Source organism: Amycolatopsis methanolica 239 (genome assembly GCF_000739085.1).
Taxonomy (GTDB): domain Bacteria; phylum Actinomycetota; class Actinomycetes; order Mycobacteriales; family Pseudonocardiaceae; genus Amycolatopsis_E; species Amycolatopsis_E methanolica.
The window spans coordinates 1839518-1857072 of sequence record NZ_CP009110.1 but is presented as its reverse complement, the minus strand read 5'-3'; the positions used below and the strand labels follow the sequence as shown (position 1 = coordinate 1857072).

Sequence of the window (17555 nt, the reverse complement as noted above, 5' to 3'; positions counted from 1 at the left end):
TCGATGAGGACACCGAGGCTATCTGATTGTCCCACAATCGGTCAACTAGAACCCTCTGACCAGTTGTTTTGCGTAGATTTATGTACGCCTCTTGATCAAGAGTTTGACCTACAATCGGTCAATAACTAGACTGGGTCCGTGAAGGTGATCCATGCCGCCGCCCCGGTTCGGACCCAGGCGGTCGAGGCCATCCGGGCCGAGATCATCAGTGGCGCGCTCAAACCCGGTCAGCGCCTGGTCGAGCGCGAACTGTGCGAGCAGCTCGAGGTCTCCCGCAACACCATCCGGGAGGCCTGCCGCCAGCTGGAAGCGGAAGGCTTCCTGGTCATCCCGCCGCACAAGGGCCCCACCGTCGCCCAGCTCAGTGACGACGAAGCCCGGGCGATCTACGAGGTGCGCGAAGCGCTGGAATGCTTCGCCGTCCGACTGTTCGTCGAACGCGCTTCCGACCAAACCCTGGGGCGCCTGCGAGACGCACTCGCCAAGCTCAAGTCCGCACACGAATCCGGCCGGGTCACCCGGATGCTCAGCACCAAGAACAAGTTCTACGACGTGCTGTACTCGGGCGCGGGCAACGACGTACTGCACTCCCAGGCGCGACTGTTACACGGACGATTGGCCCAGCTGCGCGCCCGTTCACTGGGCCACCAAGGCCGCCCCCAGTCCAGCATCGCCGAGATCGAGGATGTCGTGAACCTCATCGCCGCCCGGGACGCGGACGGCGCGAGCGCCCTCTGGCGCGACCACATCCGCAACGCCGCGGCGACGGCTCTCGCCTCCTGATACGCCAGTCGCCGGACAGGGTCGAGTTGAACATCCGCGCCGCCGACCGACACTCGATGACTTCAGCTTGCAACCCTGAGGCGTGCCGCGTCATGCGGCCGAGTCGCGGTGTTGCCGACGATCACCGGAACCTTGTGCCAGTTGCCGGCGCGATCGCGTCGCCGGAGGCCGGCACACCAGCACAACCGGCAGTACTTCTTCTTCACCGGTACCCGTCGGCCGCACGCACCGCAGCTACCGACGTGGTGCCCGAAGCGCGGCGCGGAAAAGTGGTAGCAGGCCAGGCACACGCCCTGGGCATGGGCTTCGCCCCACGCCGGAGCACTCCGCACATCTGGTCACCCGCACGAGGGGTCTTCCGGGCGCAGCCTTCGCGGGCGACCACCGGTCACGTCGGGGGCAGGGATCGGCCGTCTCGCCGCCGCGACACCACCCGCGGCGCCGGGCGCTCGCCTGCCACCGACTGATCAGCCTCGCCGGTTTCGTGCCGCGGCACGGTCTCCGGTTCCGGGATCAACAGCTCGCCGACCTCACAGCCCAGCCCCGTGCAGATCACCTTCGGATCGGCGAGCTTGATCGAGGCGGGTTGCCCAGACCATAGGTGCGACATCTTGCCCCGCGAGACGACCAGGCCGCGTTCGGCCAGCAGGCGCTGCAGGTCGGAGGCCTGCCAGACGCCGCGATTGGCGGCGGGTAGCCGCAGGTTCCACCGCATTCACATCAGCCGTTCAGCCGCGCGGCAGCGCACTTCTGCCCGGCGATCCAGGCGTCCTCGATCCGGGTGCGCTGCACATGGACGTACTTCATCGTGGTGACACCCAAGCGCGGCCGTACATCTCCTGAATGGAGATCAGGTCGACGCCGTTCAGGTAGAGCTGCGAGACGCAATAGTGCCGCAGCAGCGTCAGCCGCCCCGTCAACGACGGCAGATGCCGGGGGGCGCCTCGGCCAACCCAACGCGCGCCCTTGCCGGCGCGGACGTGCAGTTTCCCGAATCGGCTCAGTCCCCAGCAAATGTCGGCCAGATCGAGGTCGCGAGCTTCATTGATCTACAGCCCGACGTCGGCCATCAACCGCGCCGCCGTGTGGTTACGCGCCGTCGGAGCGTGCTTCCGACGGTCCACCTGACTCTGTGCCCACCCCGTGAACAAGGTGCGCACCTCGGACTCCAGCGGCGGAATGCGCAGCTTCGCGTGCTTGTTGCCCCGTGGCCGGTTCACCTCGTCCAGCGGACATTCCACGACCCGGCCGGTCATCGTGTGCAACTCGACCTTGTGCCGCAACTCCAGGAGCTCGAAATGCAGAGACAGGGCGCTCGCCCGCGCCAGCCGAGCCGCTGGCTGGACGGATGACACCCGATGTCCACCATCCCGGCCGACGACCGGGCCAGCACCAGCCCGGCCATCGCCCCAACTTCCGCCGACGCGTCTGGCCGCCTGCGCTGGACGGCGACGAGAGCCATGGGACGTGGCTGGTCGAAGACGGCGTCCCGCGGATCCTCTGGCTGGTACGCCTGGGACAAGCGCAAGAACCGCCGACACCTACGTCCACGTGGCTGACGTCATGGTGGAGACGATGCTCGCCGCGCTGCAGCGGCGCTGGGGCCGGACGAAACCCCAGGTCAGGAGCAGGATTCGGCGTGACCTCCCCGGATTTGCGAAGGTGGTCAGGACCTCGTGCTCCCCATCTGCTCCCCGCAAACGCCGACGGCCTGCCGACGATGATCGTCGACAGGCCGTCTGATCAGGGAAAACAACCGGTGGGCGATACTGGGATCGAACCAGTGACCTCTTCGGTGTGAACGAAGCGCTCTCCCCCTGAGCTAATCGCCCGGTGTACCGAAATCCTAGCCCATCCCGCCCGGGCGCTGTGCACCTACCCCAGTCGTCGGGTCACCCGCTCCTGTGCCGCCTTCGCCTCAGCCTTCAGGCGGGCCACGATCTCCGCCGCTGAGCCCTCCGGCGCCACCGAGTACGCCTGCCCGGCCCAGAGGTTCACGCCCTCCGGGTCGCCCGCGGCGTGCGCGGCTGCCCGCACCGGCTTGGTCAGGTGGTGCACCTGCGGGTAGGCCGAGGGTGCGTACGGCGAGTGCTCCGTGAGGAACCGGTTCACCAGCCCGCGCGCCGGGCGGCCGCTGAAGGCCCGTGTGATGGCCGTGACCCGCCCGCCCTCGGCCAGGGCCTTGCGGTGCGTGAGCTGCGTCCCGGCCTCGTCGGCGCGCAGGAACGCGGTGCCCAGCTGCGCCGCGTCCGCGCCGGCGGCCAGCACGGCGGCGACGTCCGCGCCGTGCACGATCCCGCCCGCCGCGATCAACGGCAGGTCCACGGCGGACCCGATCAGCCGCAGCAAAGCCAGCAGCCCGTAGACCTCGCCCCCGGCCGGGTGCTCCGGATCGTCGACGAACAACCCGCGGTGCGCGCCCGCCTCGAACCCCTGCACGCACAGGGCGTCCGCGCCGACCTCGAACGCCCGCACGGCCTCCTCGGGCGTGGTGACGGTCACGATCACCTGCGAACCGGCCTCGTGCAGCCGCGCGACGTCCGTTGTGGACGGCAGCCCGAACGTGAACGACACGAACGGGATCCGCTGCGCCGCCACGAGGTCCACCTTCGCCGGGTAGTCGTCGTCCTCCCAGCGCGGGTCACCCGGCTCGGCCTCGTACTGCCGGGCCTCCTCCTCGATCCGCCGCACGTAGGGCGACAGATCCACATCGGACTTCCGCCCTGGGACGAACAGGTTGACCCCGAACGGCCGGCTCGTCAGCTCCCGCGTCTTCGCGATCCGCTCGCCGAGCGCGTCCGCGCTCAGGTACCCGGCGGCGAGGAAACCGGATCCCCCGGCCTCGGCCACGGCGGCGACGAGTTCGGGGGTCGTGGGCCCGCCTGCCATCGGCGCCACGAGAACGGGGACACGCAGCTCTTCGAACATGCCCCCACCCTAGGGTTTCCGGCGCCGCGCGTACGCCTCGAGACCGTCCAGCAGCCGCTGCACACCGAATTCCAGGTCCGGCAGGATGCTGGATTCCTCCGTGTCCGGGTCGAACGTGCCCTCGGCGATCGTGGCGGCCAGCATCGGGAACCGCTCCGGGTCCAGGTACTTCCGCAGCCCGGCGGCGAAGTCCGCGTCCGCCTCCAGGCCCGTGATACCGGCCTCGCGCTGCGCCTCCGCCATGTCCAGCGAGATCCGCGCGAGCTCGCGTACCGCACCGTCCAGGAACGTCATCGCCCAGATCATCTCGGCGCCGGTGAGGCCGAGCCCGGAGATCGCCCGCATCCCCGCTTCCATCCAGGCCAGCTGCCGGGGACCCGATGGCGGGCCGTTCATCCGGATCCGCAGCATCCACGGGTGCCGCAAGTGGAACTCCCACACCGCGCGCACCCACACCGCGACCTCGGCGCGCCAGTCCTCGCCCGCCGGCTTCGGCGGTTCCTCCTCGGCCGCGTAGTCGACCATCAGCTCGATCAGCTGGTCCTTGCCCGACACGTACCGGTACAGCGACATCGTCGTCTTGCCGACCGCCGCCGCGACCCGCTGCATGGAGAGCGCCTCGACGCCCTCGGCGTCGGCGAGTTCGATCGCCGCGCGGACGATCTTCTCCACGCTCAGCGCGGGCTTCGGTCCCCGGGTGGACCGTTCGCCGCCGCCCCACAGGAGTTCGAGGGTTCGCGTGCGTTCCGCCGTCATCGCCGTCCTTTCGTCCTTGACGGCCATCCTAGAACTGTGTATCACTTACACAAAGCAGTGTATGTCATACACAGTTCCAGGGGTGAGGGTGATGATCGAGGTCAGCGGCCTGCGCAAGGCCTTCGGGGGCAGAGAGGTGCTCGGCGGTGTCGACCTCACCGTCGAGCGCGGCAGCGTCGTGTCCCTGCTCGGGCCCAACGGCGCGGGCAAGAGCACCACCGTCCGCATCCTGACGACCCTGCTCGCGCCGGACGCGGGCACCGTGCGGATCGGCGGGTTCGACGTGGTGCGGCAGGTGCCGGACGTGCGGCGGATCATCGGGGTGACCGGCCAGCAGACCGGGGTCGACCGCCTGCTCACCGGCTACGAGAACCTGGTGTTGATGGGGCGCCTGTTCCGGCTCGGCACCGCGGCGGCCCGACGCCGGGCGAGCGACCTGCTGGAGCGGTTCGACCTGACCGAGGCCGCCGGACGGCCGGTGAAGACCTACTCGGGCGGCCTGGAACGGCGCCTCGACCTGGCGATCAGCATGATCACCGCGCCGCCGGTGCTGTTCCTCGACGAGCCCACCACCGGGCTCGACCCGCGCAGCCGCGCCGGGGTGTGGGAGACGGTGCGCGACCTGCTGTCCGGTGGCGTGACGGTCCTGCTCACCACCCAGTACCTGGAGGAGGCCGACGAGCTGGCCGACCGGGTCGCGGTGATCGACGGCGGGCGGGTCGTGGCCGAAGGCACCCCGGCGTCGCTCAAGCAGCGCGTCGGCAGCGAGCGCCTCGACCTGACCTTCGCCACCGCGGAGGCGTTCGAGGTGGCCCGGATCGTGCTCGATGAGGCGCACACCGGCGAGGGATTGGTGCTCAGCGTGCCCGTCGACGGCGCCCGCGACGTCCGTGAGGTCCTGGAGCGCCTCGACCGGGCCGGCGCGGAGATCGCCGACCTCGCCCTGACCCGCCCGTCGCTCGACGACGTCTTCCTGTCCCTGACCGGCTCGCCGACGATCGGAGCGGCCCGATGAGCACCCTGTACTGGCACGCGAACAACTCGGCCGTCCTCATCGGACGGTCGGTGCGGCACATCCTGCGGTCCCCGGACCAGGCGATGACGGCGATCTTCCTGCCGGTCGCGATCATGCTGATGTTCCGCTACGTGTTCGGCGGCGCGATCAACACCGGCGGCACCGCCTACATCGACTACGTGCTCGCCGGGATCATCGCCATCAGCGTCACGTTCAACTCGACGTCCACCACGGTCGGCGTCGCGGACGACCTCGAACGCGGTGTGGTGGAACGGTTCCGCTCGATGCCGATGTCGAGCGTAGCGGTGCTGACCGGGCACATCGCCGGCGCGATCGTCCGGAACGCGTTGTCGCTCGCGATCATGATCGGCGTCGGCCTGCTCATCGGCTTCTCCCCCACCGCGGGGGTCGGCGGGTGGCTGGGCGCGCTCGGCATCCTGCTGGTGTTCACGGTGGCGATCTCATGGGTCGCGGCGATCCTCGGGCTGCTCGCCGGCGGCACGGAAAGCGCCGCCGGGCTGGGCATGATCCTGGTGTTCGTGCCGTACCTGAGCAGCGCGTTCGTGCCACCGAGCACGATGCCGGACGGGCTGCGCGCGGTCGTGGAGGTCCAGCCGGTCACCCCCGTGGTCGACAGCGTGCGGGCGCTGCTGCTCGGCGGGCCGGTCGGGAACTCAGCCTGGCTCGCGGTGCTGTGGTGGGGCGGGATCACGCTGGTCGCGATGCCGGTCGCGGGCGCGTTGTTCCGGCGGCGCTCCCGGCGCTAGCTTGGCCCCATGACGAACCTCGACGCCGTCCGCTCGCTCGCCGCCCAGGAGACCGGCCTGGCCACGGTGGCGGTCGCGCGGGCGGACGGCTCGGTGCACGCTTCGGTGGTCAACGCCGGGGTCCTCGACGACCCGGTGTCCGGCCGCCCGTCCGTCGCGTTCGTGGCCGTCGGCCACGCGAAGAAGCTGGACCTGCTGCGCGCGCGTGGCAACGCCACGGTGGTGTTCCGGCGCGGCTGGACGTGGGCGGCGGTGCAGGGACCGGTGCGGCTGATCGGCCCGGACCACCCGGACGAGGCCTTCGACCCGGCCGGCCTGACCCGGCTGCTGCGCGACATCTTCACCGCGGCCGGCGGCACCCACGACGACTGGGGCACCTACGACCGCGTGATGGCCGAAGAGCGCCGGTGTGCCGTGTTCGTCGAGGGGGCCCGGATCTCCGGCACCGCGTGAGCGGCCGCTACTTCTTCTTGCCCTTGTCGCCGGAGGGCTCGTCGGTGGACAGCGCCGCGACGAAGGCCTCCTGCGGAACCTCGACCCGGCCGATGTTCTTCATCCGCTTCTTGCCTTCCTTCTGCTTCTCCAGCAACTTCCGCTTCCGCGAGATGTCACCGCCGTAGCACTTGGAAAGCACGTCCTTGCGGATCGCGCGGATCGTCTCGCGCGCGATGATCCGCGACCCGACCGCCGCCTGGATCGGCACCTCGAACTGCTGCCGCGGGATCAGCTCGCGCAGCCGGCCCGCCATCTTGTTGCCGTAGCCGTAGGCAGCGTCCTTGTGCACGATCGCGGAGAACGCGTCGACCGGCTCGCCCTGCAACAGGATGTCGACCTTCACCAGATCGGCGACCTGGGTGCCGGCCTCCTCGTAGTCCAGCGAGGCGTAGCCGCGGGTGCGGGACTTCAGCGAGTCGAAGAAGTCGAAGATGATCTCGGCGAGCGGCAGGTTGTAGCGCAGCTCGACGCGGTCCTCCGACAGGTAGTCCATGCCGAGCAGGTTGCCGCGCTTGCTCTGGCACAGCTCCATGATCGCGCCGATGAACTCCGACGGGGCGATCACGGTGACCTTCGACAGCGGCTCGTGCACCTCGGCGATCTTCACACCGGTCGGCCAGTCGGACGGGTTGGTCACCATCACCTCGGTGCCGTCGTCCTGCACCACGCGGTACTCGACGTTCGGCGCGGTCGCGATCAGATCCAGGCCGAACTCGCGCTCCAGCCGGTCGCGGGTGATCTCCAGGTGCAGCAGGCCGAGGAAGCCGCAGCGGAAACCGAAACCGAGCGCGACCGACGTTTCCGGCTCGTAGGTCAGGGCCGCGTCGTTGAGCTGCAGCTTCTCCAGCGCCTCACGCAGCTCCGGGTAGTCCGAGCCGTCCACCGGGTAGAGGCCGGAGAACACCATCGGCTTGGGGTCGCGGTAGCCGGCCAGCGGCTCGGTGGCGCCCTTGCGCTCGGAGGTGACGGTGTCACCGACCCGGGACTGGCGGACGTCCTTCACGCCGGTGATGAGGTAACCCACCTCGCCGACGCCGAGACCCGCGCTGGGCTTGGGCTCCGGCGAGATGATGCCGACTTCCAGCAGCTCGTGCGTGGCGCCGGTGGACATCATCCGGATCCGCTCGCGCGGCGTGATCTTGCCGTCCACGACGCGGATGTAGGTGACGACGCCGCGGTAGGTGTCGTACACCGAGTCGAAGATCATTGCGCGGGCCGGGGCGTCGGCGTCGCCCACCGGCGGCGGCACCTGGCGGACGACCTCGTCCAGCAGGTCGGGCACACCCATGCCGGTCTTCGCCGAGACGCGCAGCACCTCGGACGGGTCGCAGCCGATGATGTGCGCCAGCTCGGCGGCGTACTTGTCCGGGTCAGCGGCGGGGAGGTCGATCTTGTTCAGGACCGGGATGATGTGCAGGTCCTTCTCCAGCGCCAGGTACAGGTTGGCCAGGGTCTGCGCCTCGATGCCCTGTGCCGCGTCGACCAGCAGGATCGCGCCCTCGCACGCCTCCAGTGCCCGGGAGACCTCGTAGGTGAAGTCCACGTGGCCCGGGGTGTCGATGAGGTGCAGGACGTGGTCGCGGCCGTCGACCTGCCACGGGAGGCGCACGTTCTGGGCCTTGATCGTGATGCCCCGCTCGCGCTCGATGTCCATCCGGTCGAGGTACTGCGCGCGCATGGCCCGCTCCTCGACCACGCCGGTGAGCTGCAGCATCCGGTCGGCCAGGGTGGACTTGCCGTGGTCGATGTGCGCGATGATGCAGAAGTTCCGGATCTGCTCCGGCGGCGTGAAGGTCTGGTCGGCGAACGTGCTCACTCGGATCCTCGGCTCGTCGTGGGGTACGACTCCATGTTCCCATGCCCGATTTCCGGGTCATCCCCGATGCCGGTGAGCGGTGGCGAGTGCTGACCTGGAGGTATGAGCACAACCATCGAGCAGATCCTGGACCGGGCCTTCGGTCACCCCCGCGGCCTGCTGGGCCGCATCGGCGGCGCCGTGATGGCCCAGGCGAACGGCGCGACGGAATCGCACGTGGTGGACGTGGCGAGGCTCACCCCGGAGGAGACGGTGCTGATGGTCGGCCCCGGTCCCGGGGTGGGCCTGCGCTTGGCCGGCCGGCGCGCGGCGGTGGCGCACGGGGTGGATCCGTCGCCGGAGATGCTGGCGCAGGCGCAGGCCCGCTGCGCGGCGGAGATCGCGGCGGGCCGGGTCCGGCTGACCCGCGGTTCGGCGGAGCGGACGGGCCTGGACGAGGCCTCCGTGGACGTCGTGGTGAGCGTGAACAACGTCCAACTGTGGGACGACCGCCTCGCGGGCTTCCACGAGCTGCGGCGGGTGCTGCGCCCGGGCGGCAGGCTGATCCTCTCGGCGCACGACAAGTGGCTCCCCGTGCCGCGGCACGCGCTGGCGGCCGAACTGGTCGACGCTGGATTCACGGAGCTGCAGACGTGGGTGTGGCAACCCCCGGGCGTCACCGCGCCGCTGGCCGCCCAGTTCCGCGCCCAGCGCCCCGCCTGAGCCCGCACGCCATCAGCCCTCCCAAGCGCACCACCAGCCCACGTACACACCTGCCCCGGCGCGATCCGCCGTCAGCGGCGCCGCCCACCCGGCACACGATTCAGCGCTCGCGAGTGCGCCACAGACGCAGCTCGGCGAGATCCGCCGTCAGCTGCACCGGCCCACGGAATAAGCCGCCCCGAGAGGGACGGCCCCACGGGATCCCCAGCTCCCGGCTCGCCACCGGTCCCGCGTCGCGGCTCACCGCGCGCGGATGTCCGTCCGCAGTGGATGGTCCGGCGGTATCTCCACCAGCACGATCGACGTGCCGTCCGGGTCGGAGATGCGCGCCTCGTCCAGGCCCCACGGCTCGCGGCGGGCCTCGCGGTCCGGCACGACCCCGCGTTCGGCCAGCTCGTCGAGCGTGGCCTTGAGGTCGCGGACCTGGAACCACAGCTCGACGTCCGGGCTGGTGCCCCTCTCGCCGCGGCCGACGACCTCCAGGTAGCCCTGGCCGGTGAAGAACACGGTCCCGCCGGGGAACGTGCGGTAGATGGCCAGGCCGAGCACGTCCCGGTAGAACGCCGTCGTCTTCTCGGGGTCGCGGGGGTGGATCAGCACCCGGCTGCTCAGGACGTCCATACCTCCTGCCTACCCCACCTGGTCAGGAAGCCGCAATCGCGGCAATTCCGGCCAGGACGACGACCGAGCCGACCAGGCGGCGCGCCGGGTTCGGCTCGTCCAGCACGAGCCAGGCCGCGATCCCGCCCAGCACGATGCTCACCTCGCGCGCGGGCGCGACCAGGCTGACCGGCGCCATGCGCATCGCGTAGAGCACGAGCACGTAGGCGACCGGCGACAGCACTCCGACGGCCACCGCCTCCCGCCAGTGCGTCCGCCACAGCGCGCCGATCCGTCCGCCCGCCCGCACGGCCGCGGGCGCGAGCAGCAGGCTCTGCAGCACGGAGCCGGCGGCGAAGTAGGTCAGCGGCGGGACGGCGAGGGCGTTGACGGCGTGGTCGTCCCAGAGGGTGTAGGCCGCGATGGCGACCCCGGTGAGCAGCCCGTAGAAGACCCCGGCCCGGCGGGCGCGGGCGTCGGCCGCCGAGCGCGAGCCGAGCCCGATCACGAGCACCCCGGTCACGACGAGGAGCGCACCGGCGAGCCCGAGCCACCCGGGCCGTTCGCCGAGCAGGACGACCGCCGCGAGCACCGAAAGCAGTGGCCCGCTCCCGCGCGCCAGCGGGTAGACGACGGACAGGTCGCCGACGCGGTAGCCGCGCTGCAGGACGATGCCGTAGGCGATGTGGAAGACGGCGGTCAGCAGCGCGGCGGGCAGCCAGATCCATTGTGGATGCTGCCCCTCGATCACCAGTGCCACGACCGCGACCGGGGCGCAGACCACCGCCGAGACGGTGTAGTAGAGGAAGACGAACCGGGCCCCGTCGTCGACCCGCTTGGCCGCGAGGTTCCACGCGGCGTGCACGACGGCGGCGACGAGGACGAGCCCGAGCGCCGTGCCGTTCACTTGCCCCCTCCCCCAGACCAGTGCGAGTGCCACCGTAGCGCCCTGCTAACCTTGTCGGTCGTTGCCGTGCGGCATTCCGCCAGGGAGGAAACCCGCACGCCGGGGCCGGTACAGCGCGGCAGTGAGCCCACCGACAGATCGAAGGAGCGCCTTCATGGCCAACATCAAGTCCCAGATCAAGCGCATCAAGACCAACGAGAAGGCGCGCCAGCGCAACCAGTCGGTCAAGTCCTCGGTGAAGACCGCGATCCGCAAGTTCCGCGAGGCCGCCGAGTCGGGCGACAAGGCCAAGGCCGTCGAGCTGCAGCAGGCCGCCGCTCGCGCCCTGGACAAGGCCGCCAGCAAGGGCGTCATCCACGCGAACCAGGCCGCCAACAAGAAGTCGGCGATGGCCAAGCGCGTCAACCAGCTCTGAGCTTGATCTTCCGCGGGGCGGGCATCCGGCAGGGTGCCCGCCCCTCTGCTGTCCAGGGGTGACGGATTCGTGAGCGCCGGGACCTGAGACTTCCTGCGCCCCCGGCTCCGGCGTCCGCACAGCCGTGGATGCAGCTTCACCACCCGTCACCCGGGTCCGCTGGCCGGCGACCTCACGCACATCCCGAGCAACGGTGAGCCCGCGCTCCCGCGCGCCAAAAGACCGCGGCCCGACCCTGGCGCCACCGCCAGTCCCGAGCAGCGGGGAGCCTGATCCAACACACCGAACACTTCCGCTTGGGCCCCGGGCCGGACACACCTCTCGGCTCGCGCGACGCCGAGCCCCGCACCCACCGCCACGCACACCAGACAACCGCAGTCCGACCCGCGCTCCGGACCAACGCTCGTACCGAGCAGCGGCGCGCCCCCGCCGTCGGGCGAACGACCGCAGCTGACCGCGGTGCCGAACTCAGCGCTTGTCGCGGGCGGCGGCGAGTTCCAGGACGGCCCGCTCGAGCGCGTAGGCCGGGTCCGCGGCCTGGCCCTTGACCTCGGCGTTCACCCGCGCCACCACGGCCATCGCCTCGGCCAGCCCGGCCTGCGTCCACCCGCGGGACTGCCCCTGCGCCTTCCGGATCTTCCACGGCGGCATGCCGAGCTCACCGGCCATCTGGTTCGGGTTGCCGCGGCCCGCCGCCGACACGCGGGCGATGGTGCGGACGGCGTCCGCGAGGGCGTCGGCGATCAGGACGTGCGCCACCCCGATCTGGAGCGCCCACCGCATCGCTTCGAGTGCCGCGCCGCGCTCGCCCGCGACGGCCTTCTCCGCCACCGCGAAACCGGTCACGTCCGCGCGGCCCCGGTGGTAGCGGCGCACGGCTTCCTCATCGACCCGGCCGCCCGAGTCTGCCACCAGCTGCGACGCCGCCGCGGCCAGCTCTCGCAGGTCGGATCCGACGGCGTCGATCAGCGCGGCCACCCCGGCCGGGTCAATTTTGCCGCCGGCCTGTCGGACCTCGTTGCGGACGAACGACTCCCGATCCGCCGGCCGGGTGATCTTCGGGCATTCGGTGACCTGGGCGCCGGCCTTCCGCAGCGCCGCCGGCAGCGACTTGGCCGCCTTGCTGCGGCCACCGCCGGTGTGCACGACGACCAAGACGACACCGTCGGCAGGCATCTTCGCGTAGGCGAGCACCGCGTCGGCCAGCTCCTGGCCGATGTCCTGCGCACCTTCGAGCACGATCACCCGTCCCTCGCTGAACAGCGATGGGCTGACCAGCTCGGCCAGGCCGGGCGGCGTGAGATCGGACACCCGGACCTTCGTCAGTTCGGCCGTCGCGTCCTCCTGGCGTGCCTGGTCCAGGGCGGCGCGGACGGCGCGCTCGACGAGCAGCTCCTCTTCACCGAGCACGAGCTGCAGGGGGGCGGAGGTGGTTGCCGGCGCGGTCACGGTTCAGATCCTCCCACGGACCACCGACAGCTCCGGAGCGTGATGAAACCCGCAGGGGCATGGCGTGCTCCGAGCGTGGTGCCGTATGTTGTCAACCAGGCATCGCGCGAGCGCGACAGCCACACAATCGAATACCGCTCATCCAGAGGGGCAGAGGGAACGGCCCGACGAAGCCCCGGCAACCGGCGTCAGCCTGTCATCTCGATTCCGCGAGGTAGCTGACGATCACGGTGCCAATTCCGGCCCGCGTCAGCGGGGCAGATGAGGAAAGGAACCTCGCGATGACTGCAGCCCTCGATTCGACCACCACCCGTCGCACCGTCGACCTCGGCCCGGCCGTCGAACTGGTCTCCAAGGAAGAGGGCCACCGCCAGCCGCTCGCCCCGGAGTTCGTTTCCGCCGAGGACTTCTCGCCTCTGGAGGTCGCCTACGACTTCGGTCGCGTGCGCCGTGAGGACATCGAGGCGGGCCCGCGCAACATCTGGCGCTACAAGCGGCTGCTGCCGGTGCCGTCGAACGTCGAAGAGATCCCGAACACCGAGCCCGGCTGTACCAGGCTGGTGAAGGCCGACCGGCTCGCCAAGGCTCTCGGTGTGAAGAGCCTGTGGGTCAAGGACGACACCGGCAACCCCACCCACTCGTTCAAGGACCGCGTCGTCGCCGTCGCACTGGCCGCGGCTCGCGAGTTCGGGTTCGACACCCTGGCCTGCCCCTCCACCGGCAACCTGGCCAACGCCGTCGCCGCGGCCGCGGCCCGCGCCGGCTGGCAGTCCGTGGTGCTGATCCCTTCCTCGCTCGAGCGCGCCAAGGTCCTGACGACCGCGGTCTACGACGGCAACCTGATCGCTGTCGACGGCAACTACGACGACGTCAACCGCCTGGCCACCGAGCTGGCCGCCGAGCACGAGAACTGGGCGTTCGTGAACGTCAACGTCCGCCCCTACTACTCCGAGGGCTCGAAGACGCTCGCTTACGAGGTCGCCGAGCAGCTCGGCTGGCGGATCCCCGAGCAGATCGTCGTGCCGATCGCCTCGGGCTCCCAGCTGACCAAGGTGGACAAGGGCTTCCGCGAGTTCGCCAAGCTGGGCCTGGTCGAGGACACCCCGTACAAGGTGTTCGGCGCGCAGGCGGCCGGCTGCTCGCCGGTGTCCACGGCGTTCCGCAACGGTTACGACGTCGTGCAGCCGGTCAAGCCGGACACCATCGCCCGCTCGCTCGCGATCGGCAACCCGGCCGACGGCCCCTACGTGCTCGACACGGTTCGTCGCACGGGCGGTGCGATCGAGGACGTGACCGATGAAGAGGTCGTCGAGGGCATCCGTCTACTCGCCCGCACCGAGGGCATCTTCACCGAGACCGCGGGTGGCGTCACCGTCGCGACGGCGAAGAAGCTCATCGAGGCCGGCAAGATCGACCCAGACGCCGAGACCGTCCTGCTCATCACCGGTGACGGCCTGAAGACCCTGGACGCGATCGAGAACGAGGTCGGCCCGAAGGCGACGGTCCCGCCGTCGGCGGCGGCCGTCCACAATGCTCTGGGTCTCTGACCGGTCCTCTGTCTCTGATCAAGGTTCCACCTCACTTTCCCCGGCGCACAACTGCCGGGCCGGACTGGTCGGGGATCACCGCGGTGTCGCCGTCGGTGTCCGTGCGGGTGACGAGCGCGCCGTCCGCGGTCAGGGTGTCGAGTGTCGTCGGGTTCGGGTGGCCGTAGCGGTTGCCCGGACCGACGCTCACCAACGCCAGCCGCGCGGACACCGCGGCCAGGAACTGCGGCAGCGAGAACCTGCTGCCGTGGTGCGGCACCTTCAGGATCTCCGCACGCAGATCCGTTCCGGCGGCCAGCAGGTCGGCCTGTGCGGCGAGTTCGACGTCGCCGGTCAGCAGCACGCTGCCCGCTGGGGTGCGAGCTCGCAGCACGACCGAGCCGTTGTTGATCTGTGTTCCGTCGTCGTCCTCTCCTTCGGATACGTATCTGGGACCCAGCACTTCGAGACTCAGCGCCGGCCACTCGAGCCGCCGACCCAGCTCGAGTTCGAGCAGCGGGACCCGGTGGCGGGCCGCGATCTGGCCGGCCTGCCGCCACGCCCATCCGGGCTGCCGCCCTGGCCCGACCGCGATCGCGCCCACCGAGCGTCCCTCGAACACCGAGTCGAGTCCGCCGATGTGGTCGGCGTGCAGGTGGCTCAGCACCACCAGCGGCACCCGCTCGATGCCGAGCCGGTCCAGGCAGCGGTCAGCCGGTCCCGGCTCGGGCCCGGCGTCCACCACCACCGCCCGTCCTGGCTCACCGGTGGCGAGCACGAGGCTGTCGCCCTGGCCGACGTCACAGGCGACCACCGCCCATCCCGGCGGCGGCCACCCCGGCGCGATCACCTTGCCCGGGACGACCAGCAGCAACGCCCCGGTCAGCGCCAGCGCCACCAGCACCCGCAAGCGCCGATGGCGCAACGCCAGCACCACGGCGGCGGCGACCACCAGCGCGAGAAACCCGCCCCACCAGCCGCTGGGCCACGCCAGCACCGCGCCGGGCACCTCCGACGCCCGCCGCGCCACGACGACGAGCCAGCCCGCCTCCGGCCCGGCCAGCCGGACGATCAGCTGACCGCCCGCGGGCCACGCGGCTGCGACGACGGTCGCGAGCACCCCGAACACGGTCGCCGGCGCGACCACCGGCGCGGCCAGCACGTTCGCCGCCACGCTGACCAGGCTGAGCTGCCCGGCCATCCCGGCCACGACGGGCGCCGTCACGACGAACGCCGCCGCAGGCACCGCCAGCCCTTCGGCGAAGCCCGGCGGAACGCCCCGCCGCTGAAGGCCTTCCGCCCACCGCGGCGCGAGGAGCACCAGCCCGGCGGTCGCGATCACCGACAACGCGAAGCCGAAGCTGACCGCCATCGCCGGGTCCCACGCCACGAGGACGCAGGTCGCGGCAGCCAGTGCGGGCACGACTGATCTTTCCCGCCCCAGCGCCAGCGCCAGCAGGGCGACCGCGCCCATCACTCCGGCCCGCAGGACACTCGGCTCCCCACCCGCGAGGACCACGAACCCGGCCAGTGCCGCCCCGGACAGCGCCGCGGACAACCGCGGTCCTGCCCGCAACAGCCGTAACAGCAGCAGCACAGCGCCGCACACAATCGCGACGTTGGACCCGCTGACCGCCATCAGGTGGGTGAGGCCGGCGTCGGTGAACTCGCGGTCGAGCCGTTCGGACAGCCCGCTCGTGTCGCCCACGACGAGCCCCGGCACCAGCCCGGCCTGCTCCTCGGGCAGGACCGCGCACGCGTTGCGGAGCGCCTCGCGCATCGACTCCGCGGCGCGCTGCCACCAGGGAGCCTCCGTAGCTGCCACGGGTGGCCCGCGGACGTGGATCGCGGCTACGGTCAGGTCGGCGTCGCGCGGCGGGGCCAGCTCGCCGCTCGCGGTGACCTCCTGCCCCGGGATGATCTCGCTCCACGTCGCGAACGGCGCGAGCAGCGCGACCCGCCCGGTCGAGACCACCGGCTGGGCGCCACGTTCCGCGTGCAGGACATCCGCCGCGATCGCCACCGACCTCGGCCCCGCCTGCTGATCGGCATATCCGGCGGACCGCACCGGTTTCGGGCGTTCCGTCACCAGCACCCGCAGCGTGACCTCCGTGCCCCGCTGCGCGAGGCCGTGGAGCTGGTCGTGCTCCGCCCGGTGCAAGCGGAGGCCAAGCGGGCCGGCCAACAAGAGACCGGCCACGAGCAGCGCCGCCGCGCCCGCCCACCAGCGCGACCGAGCCGGACGTAGCTTGATAACCAGCACCACGGACACCAGCACCGCCGCAGCGCCGCACGCGAGGGCCAGCCACCACGTCCACACCAGTCCGAGCAGAGCTCCGAGCCACAACGACAACGCGGCCGGCACCAGGCGGAAGTCGTGCCGCACAACAGGTTCCGCGATCACGACACCGTCACCTGCTCGCGCAGCCGGGACAGTCGTGTCTCACCGATGCCCTCGACCTCGCGCAGCTGGTCGATCGACCGGAACGACCCGTGCTTGGTGCGCCAGTCGATGATGCGCTGGGCGGTGACCTCGCCAATTCCCGGCAGGGCGTCAAGTTGCTCGGCGCTGGCCGTGTTCAGGTCGACGAGCGCGGGGGCGCCGCCGCTCTCGGCCGGTTGTTGTACGCCGGCAGGCGGCGGGATGCCGACGTAGATCTGCTCGCCGTCAGCCAGCTTGCGCGCGAGGTTCAGCGGCGTGACGTCGGTGCCCTCGATCGCGCCGCCCGCCGCGCGGAGAGCGTCCGCCACCCGCGCGCCGCCGGGGACCGTGACCAGCCCGGGGTTCCGGACCTTGCCGACCACGCTGATCAGCAGCGAACTGTCGGCCACCCGGCTCGCCGACGCGGTGACCGGTGCGGGCCGTTCCGGCGCCGCGGGCAGCACCGGCGCACGTTCGACGGGCGGGCTGCCGCCCAGGAGCACGATCGATGTCCCGACGAGAACCAGGACGCCGACCAGGGCCAGGAGCACCGTGGTCAGGCGCCGCCGCTGGGGGCTGCCGGTGAGCGACTCGGGCACCCAGCGTTCGACCAGCCGTCCGACGGCGCCCGGCGGCCCGGTGTCCCGGTCAGCCGCGAGGGCCTGACCGGCGAGCTGCTCGAGCCGGCGGTTGACGGGGATGCCCGGTGATTCCGGGGCTGATCGTTCGAACACGCATTCGACGCTAGGGGGCGTGGGAAGGAGGGAGAAGTGGGAATCGAGGAAGCTGTGGACAAGTGGGGGTCTGTGGACAAGTGGCGCGTTCTACCGCGGTGCCACGGTTTTCTGTCGGTGCCGTGTGGCATGGTCAAGGGTTCGCGCCCGTCCATCATCTCGCGACTACTCCACACACGAGCGCACCACGAAAGAACCTGCAACTGATCACGGCCACTTCCTATTCTTGGGCCCATGGGG

The 17555-nt window shown here is 71.0% G+C and carries 17 protein-coding genes, 1 tRNA gene and 1 riboswitch; of the genes, 7 read left to right on the top strand and 11 right to left on the bottom strand.

The window, feature by feature from the left end; all coding sequences use genetic code 11:
* Positions 1–138: 138 nt before the first annotated feature.
* The gene (locus tag AMETH_RS09050) at positions 139–783 is read left to right on the top strand and encodes a GntR family transcriptional regulator (RefSeq protein WP_017987757.1); all 645 of its coding nucleotides are present in this window, start codon (positions 139–141) and stop codon (positions 781–783) included.
* A 388-nt stretch (positions 784–1171) separates the two neighbouring features.
* On the opposite strand, the gene AMETH_RS09045 is transcribed toward AMETH_RS09050, so the two are convergent.
* The 5 genes from AMETH_RS09045 to AMETH_RS09025 form a co-directional block, all read right to left on the bottom strand.
* A complete protein-coding gene (locus tag AMETH_RS09045; protein ID WP_017987756.1) occupies positions 1172–1498 on the bottom strand; it encodes a helix-turn-helix domain-containing protein in 327 nt (108 codons plus the stop codon).
* A 334-nt stretch (positions 1499–1832) separates the two neighbouring features.
* Complete coding sequence (locus tag AMETH_RS39080) at positions 1833–2138, bottom strand: hypothetical protein (RefSeq protein WP_051079512.1); 306 nt, start codon at positions 2136–2138, stop codon at positions 1833–1835.
* 405 nt (positions 2139–2543) lie between these two features.
* Positions 2544–2615 (bottom strand) — tRNA-Val (locus tag AMETH_RS09035).
* Positions 2616–2658: 43 nt separating this feature from the next.
* Positions 2659–3711 (bottom strand): nitronate monooxygenase, encoded by a 1053-nt coding sequence (locus AMETH_RS09030; protein ID WP_017987755.1) that lies wholly within the window; start codon positions 3709–3711, stop codon positions 2659–2661.
* 9 nt (positions 3712–3720) lie between these two features.
* Complete coding sequence (locus AMETH_RS09025) at positions 3721–4494, bottom strand: TetR/AcrR family transcriptional regulator (protein WP_051079511.1); 774 nt, start codon at positions 4492–4494, stop codon at positions 3721–3723.
* A 64-nt stretch (positions 4495–4558) separates the two neighbouring features.
* Here AMETH_RS09025 and AMETH_RS09020 point away from each other — a divergent pair, with 64 nt between their 5' ends.
* Genes AMETH_RS09020 through AMETH_RS09010 form a run of 3 tightly spaced genes read left to right on the top strand, consistent with a single transcriptional unit; the run spans position 4559 to position 6702 of the window.
* On the top strand, positions 4559–5482 hold the full coding sequence (locus AMETH_RS09020) for a daunorubicin resistance protein DrrA family ABC transporter ATP-binding protein (protein WP_017987753.1): 924 nt from the start codon (positions 4559–4561) through the stop codon (positions 5480–5482).
* Positions 5479–6249: an ABC transporter permease gene (locus tag AMETH_RS09015; protein WP_017987752.1), complete on the top strand. Its 771-nt coding sequence runs from the start codon at positions 5479–5481 to the stop codon at positions 6247–6249. Before AMETH_RS09020 ends, AMETH_RS09015 begins: the two co-directional genes overlap by 4 nt.
* Positions 6250–6258: 9 nt before the next feature.
* The gene (locus AMETH_RS09010; RefSeq protein ID WP_017987751.1) at positions 6259–6702 is read left to right on the top strand and encodes a pyridoxamine 5'-phosphate oxidase family protein; all 444 of its coding nucleotides are present in this window, start codon (positions 6259–6261) and stop codon (positions 6700–6702) included.
* A 7-nt stretch (positions 6703–6709) separates the two neighbouring features.
* Here the strand turns inward: AMETH_RS09010 and lepA are convergent, their stop codons facing one another.
* On the bottom strand, positions 6710–8560 hold the full coding sequence (gene lepA / locus AMETH_RS09005; RefSeq protein WP_017987750.1) for a translation elongation factor 4: 1851 nt from the start codon (positions 8558–8560) through the stop codon (positions 6710–6712).
* A gap of 102 nt (positions 8561–8662) precedes the next feature.
* Between lepA and AMETH_RS09000 the strand changes: the two genes are divergently transcribed.
* Positions 8663–9262 carry a class I SAM-dependent methyltransferase gene (locus AMETH_RS09000; protein ID WP_017987749.1) on the top strand — a complete coding sequence of 200 codons (600 nt, stop codon included), beginning with the start codon at positions 8663–8665 and terminating at the stop codon, positions 9260–9262.
* Positions 9263–9502: 240 nt separating this feature from the next.
* Here the strand turns inward: AMETH_RS09000 and AMETH_RS08995 are convergent, their stop codons facing one another.
* Positions 9503–9883: a VOC family protein gene (locus AMETH_RS08995; RefSeq protein WP_017987748.1), complete on the bottom strand. Its 381-nt coding sequence runs from the start codon at positions 9881–9883 to the stop codon at positions 9503–9505.
* Positions 9884–9905: 22 nt separating this feature from the next.
* Positions 9906–10769: a DMT family transporter gene (locus AMETH_RS08990; protein WP_017987747.1), complete on the bottom strand. Its 864-nt coding sequence runs from the start codon at positions 10767–10769 to the stop codon at positions 9906–9908.
* 154 nt (positions 10770–10923) lie between these two features.
* On the opposite strand from AMETH_RS08990, the gene rpsT reads away from it, so the two are divergent.
* On the top strand, positions 10924–11184 hold the full coding sequence (rpsT, locus tag AMETH_RS08985; protein WP_017987746.1) for a 30S ribosomal protein S20: 261 nt from the start codon (positions 10924–10926) through the stop codon (positions 11182–11184).
* Between the two features lie 468 nt (positions 11185–11652).
* Here the strand turns inward: rpsT and holA are convergent, their stop codons facing one another.
* Positions 11653–12633, bottom strand: coding sequence for a DNA polymerase III subunit delta (gene holA / locus AMETH_RS08980; RefSeq protein ID WP_017987745.1), 981 nt, complete (start codon positions 12631–12633; stop codon positions 11653–11655).
* Between the two features lie 135 nt (positions 12634–12768).
* Positions 12769–12901: riboswitch (SAM riboswitch) on the top strand.
* 13 nt (positions 12902–12914) lie between these two features.
* Here holA and thrC point away from each other — a divergent pair.
* Positions 12915–14180, top strand: coding sequence for a threonine synthase (gene thrC / locus AMETH_RS08975; RefSeq protein WP_017987744.1), 1266 nt, complete (start codon positions 12915–12917; stop codon positions 14178–14180).
* A 31-nt stretch (positions 14181–14211) separates the two neighbouring features.
* On the opposite strand, the gene AMETH_RS08970 is transcribed toward thrC, so the two are convergent.
* Both AMETH_RS08970 and AMETH_RS08965 read right to left on the bottom strand, forming a co-directional pair.
* The gene (locus AMETH_RS08970) at positions 14212–16563 is read right to left on the bottom strand and encodes a ComEC/Rec2 family competence protein (protein WP_026153944.1); all 2352 of its coding nucleotides are present in this window, start codon (positions 16561–16563) and stop codon (positions 14212–14214) included.
* Positions 16560–17315 (bottom strand): ComEA family DNA-binding protein, encoded by a 756-nt coding sequence (locus AMETH_RS08965; RefSeq protein ID WP_017987742.1) that lies wholly within the window; start codon positions 17313–17315, stop codon positions 16560–16562. Before AMETH_RS08965 ends, AMETH_RS08970 begins: the two co-directional genes overlap by 4 nt.
* Positions 17316–17555: the final 240 nt, after the last annotated feature.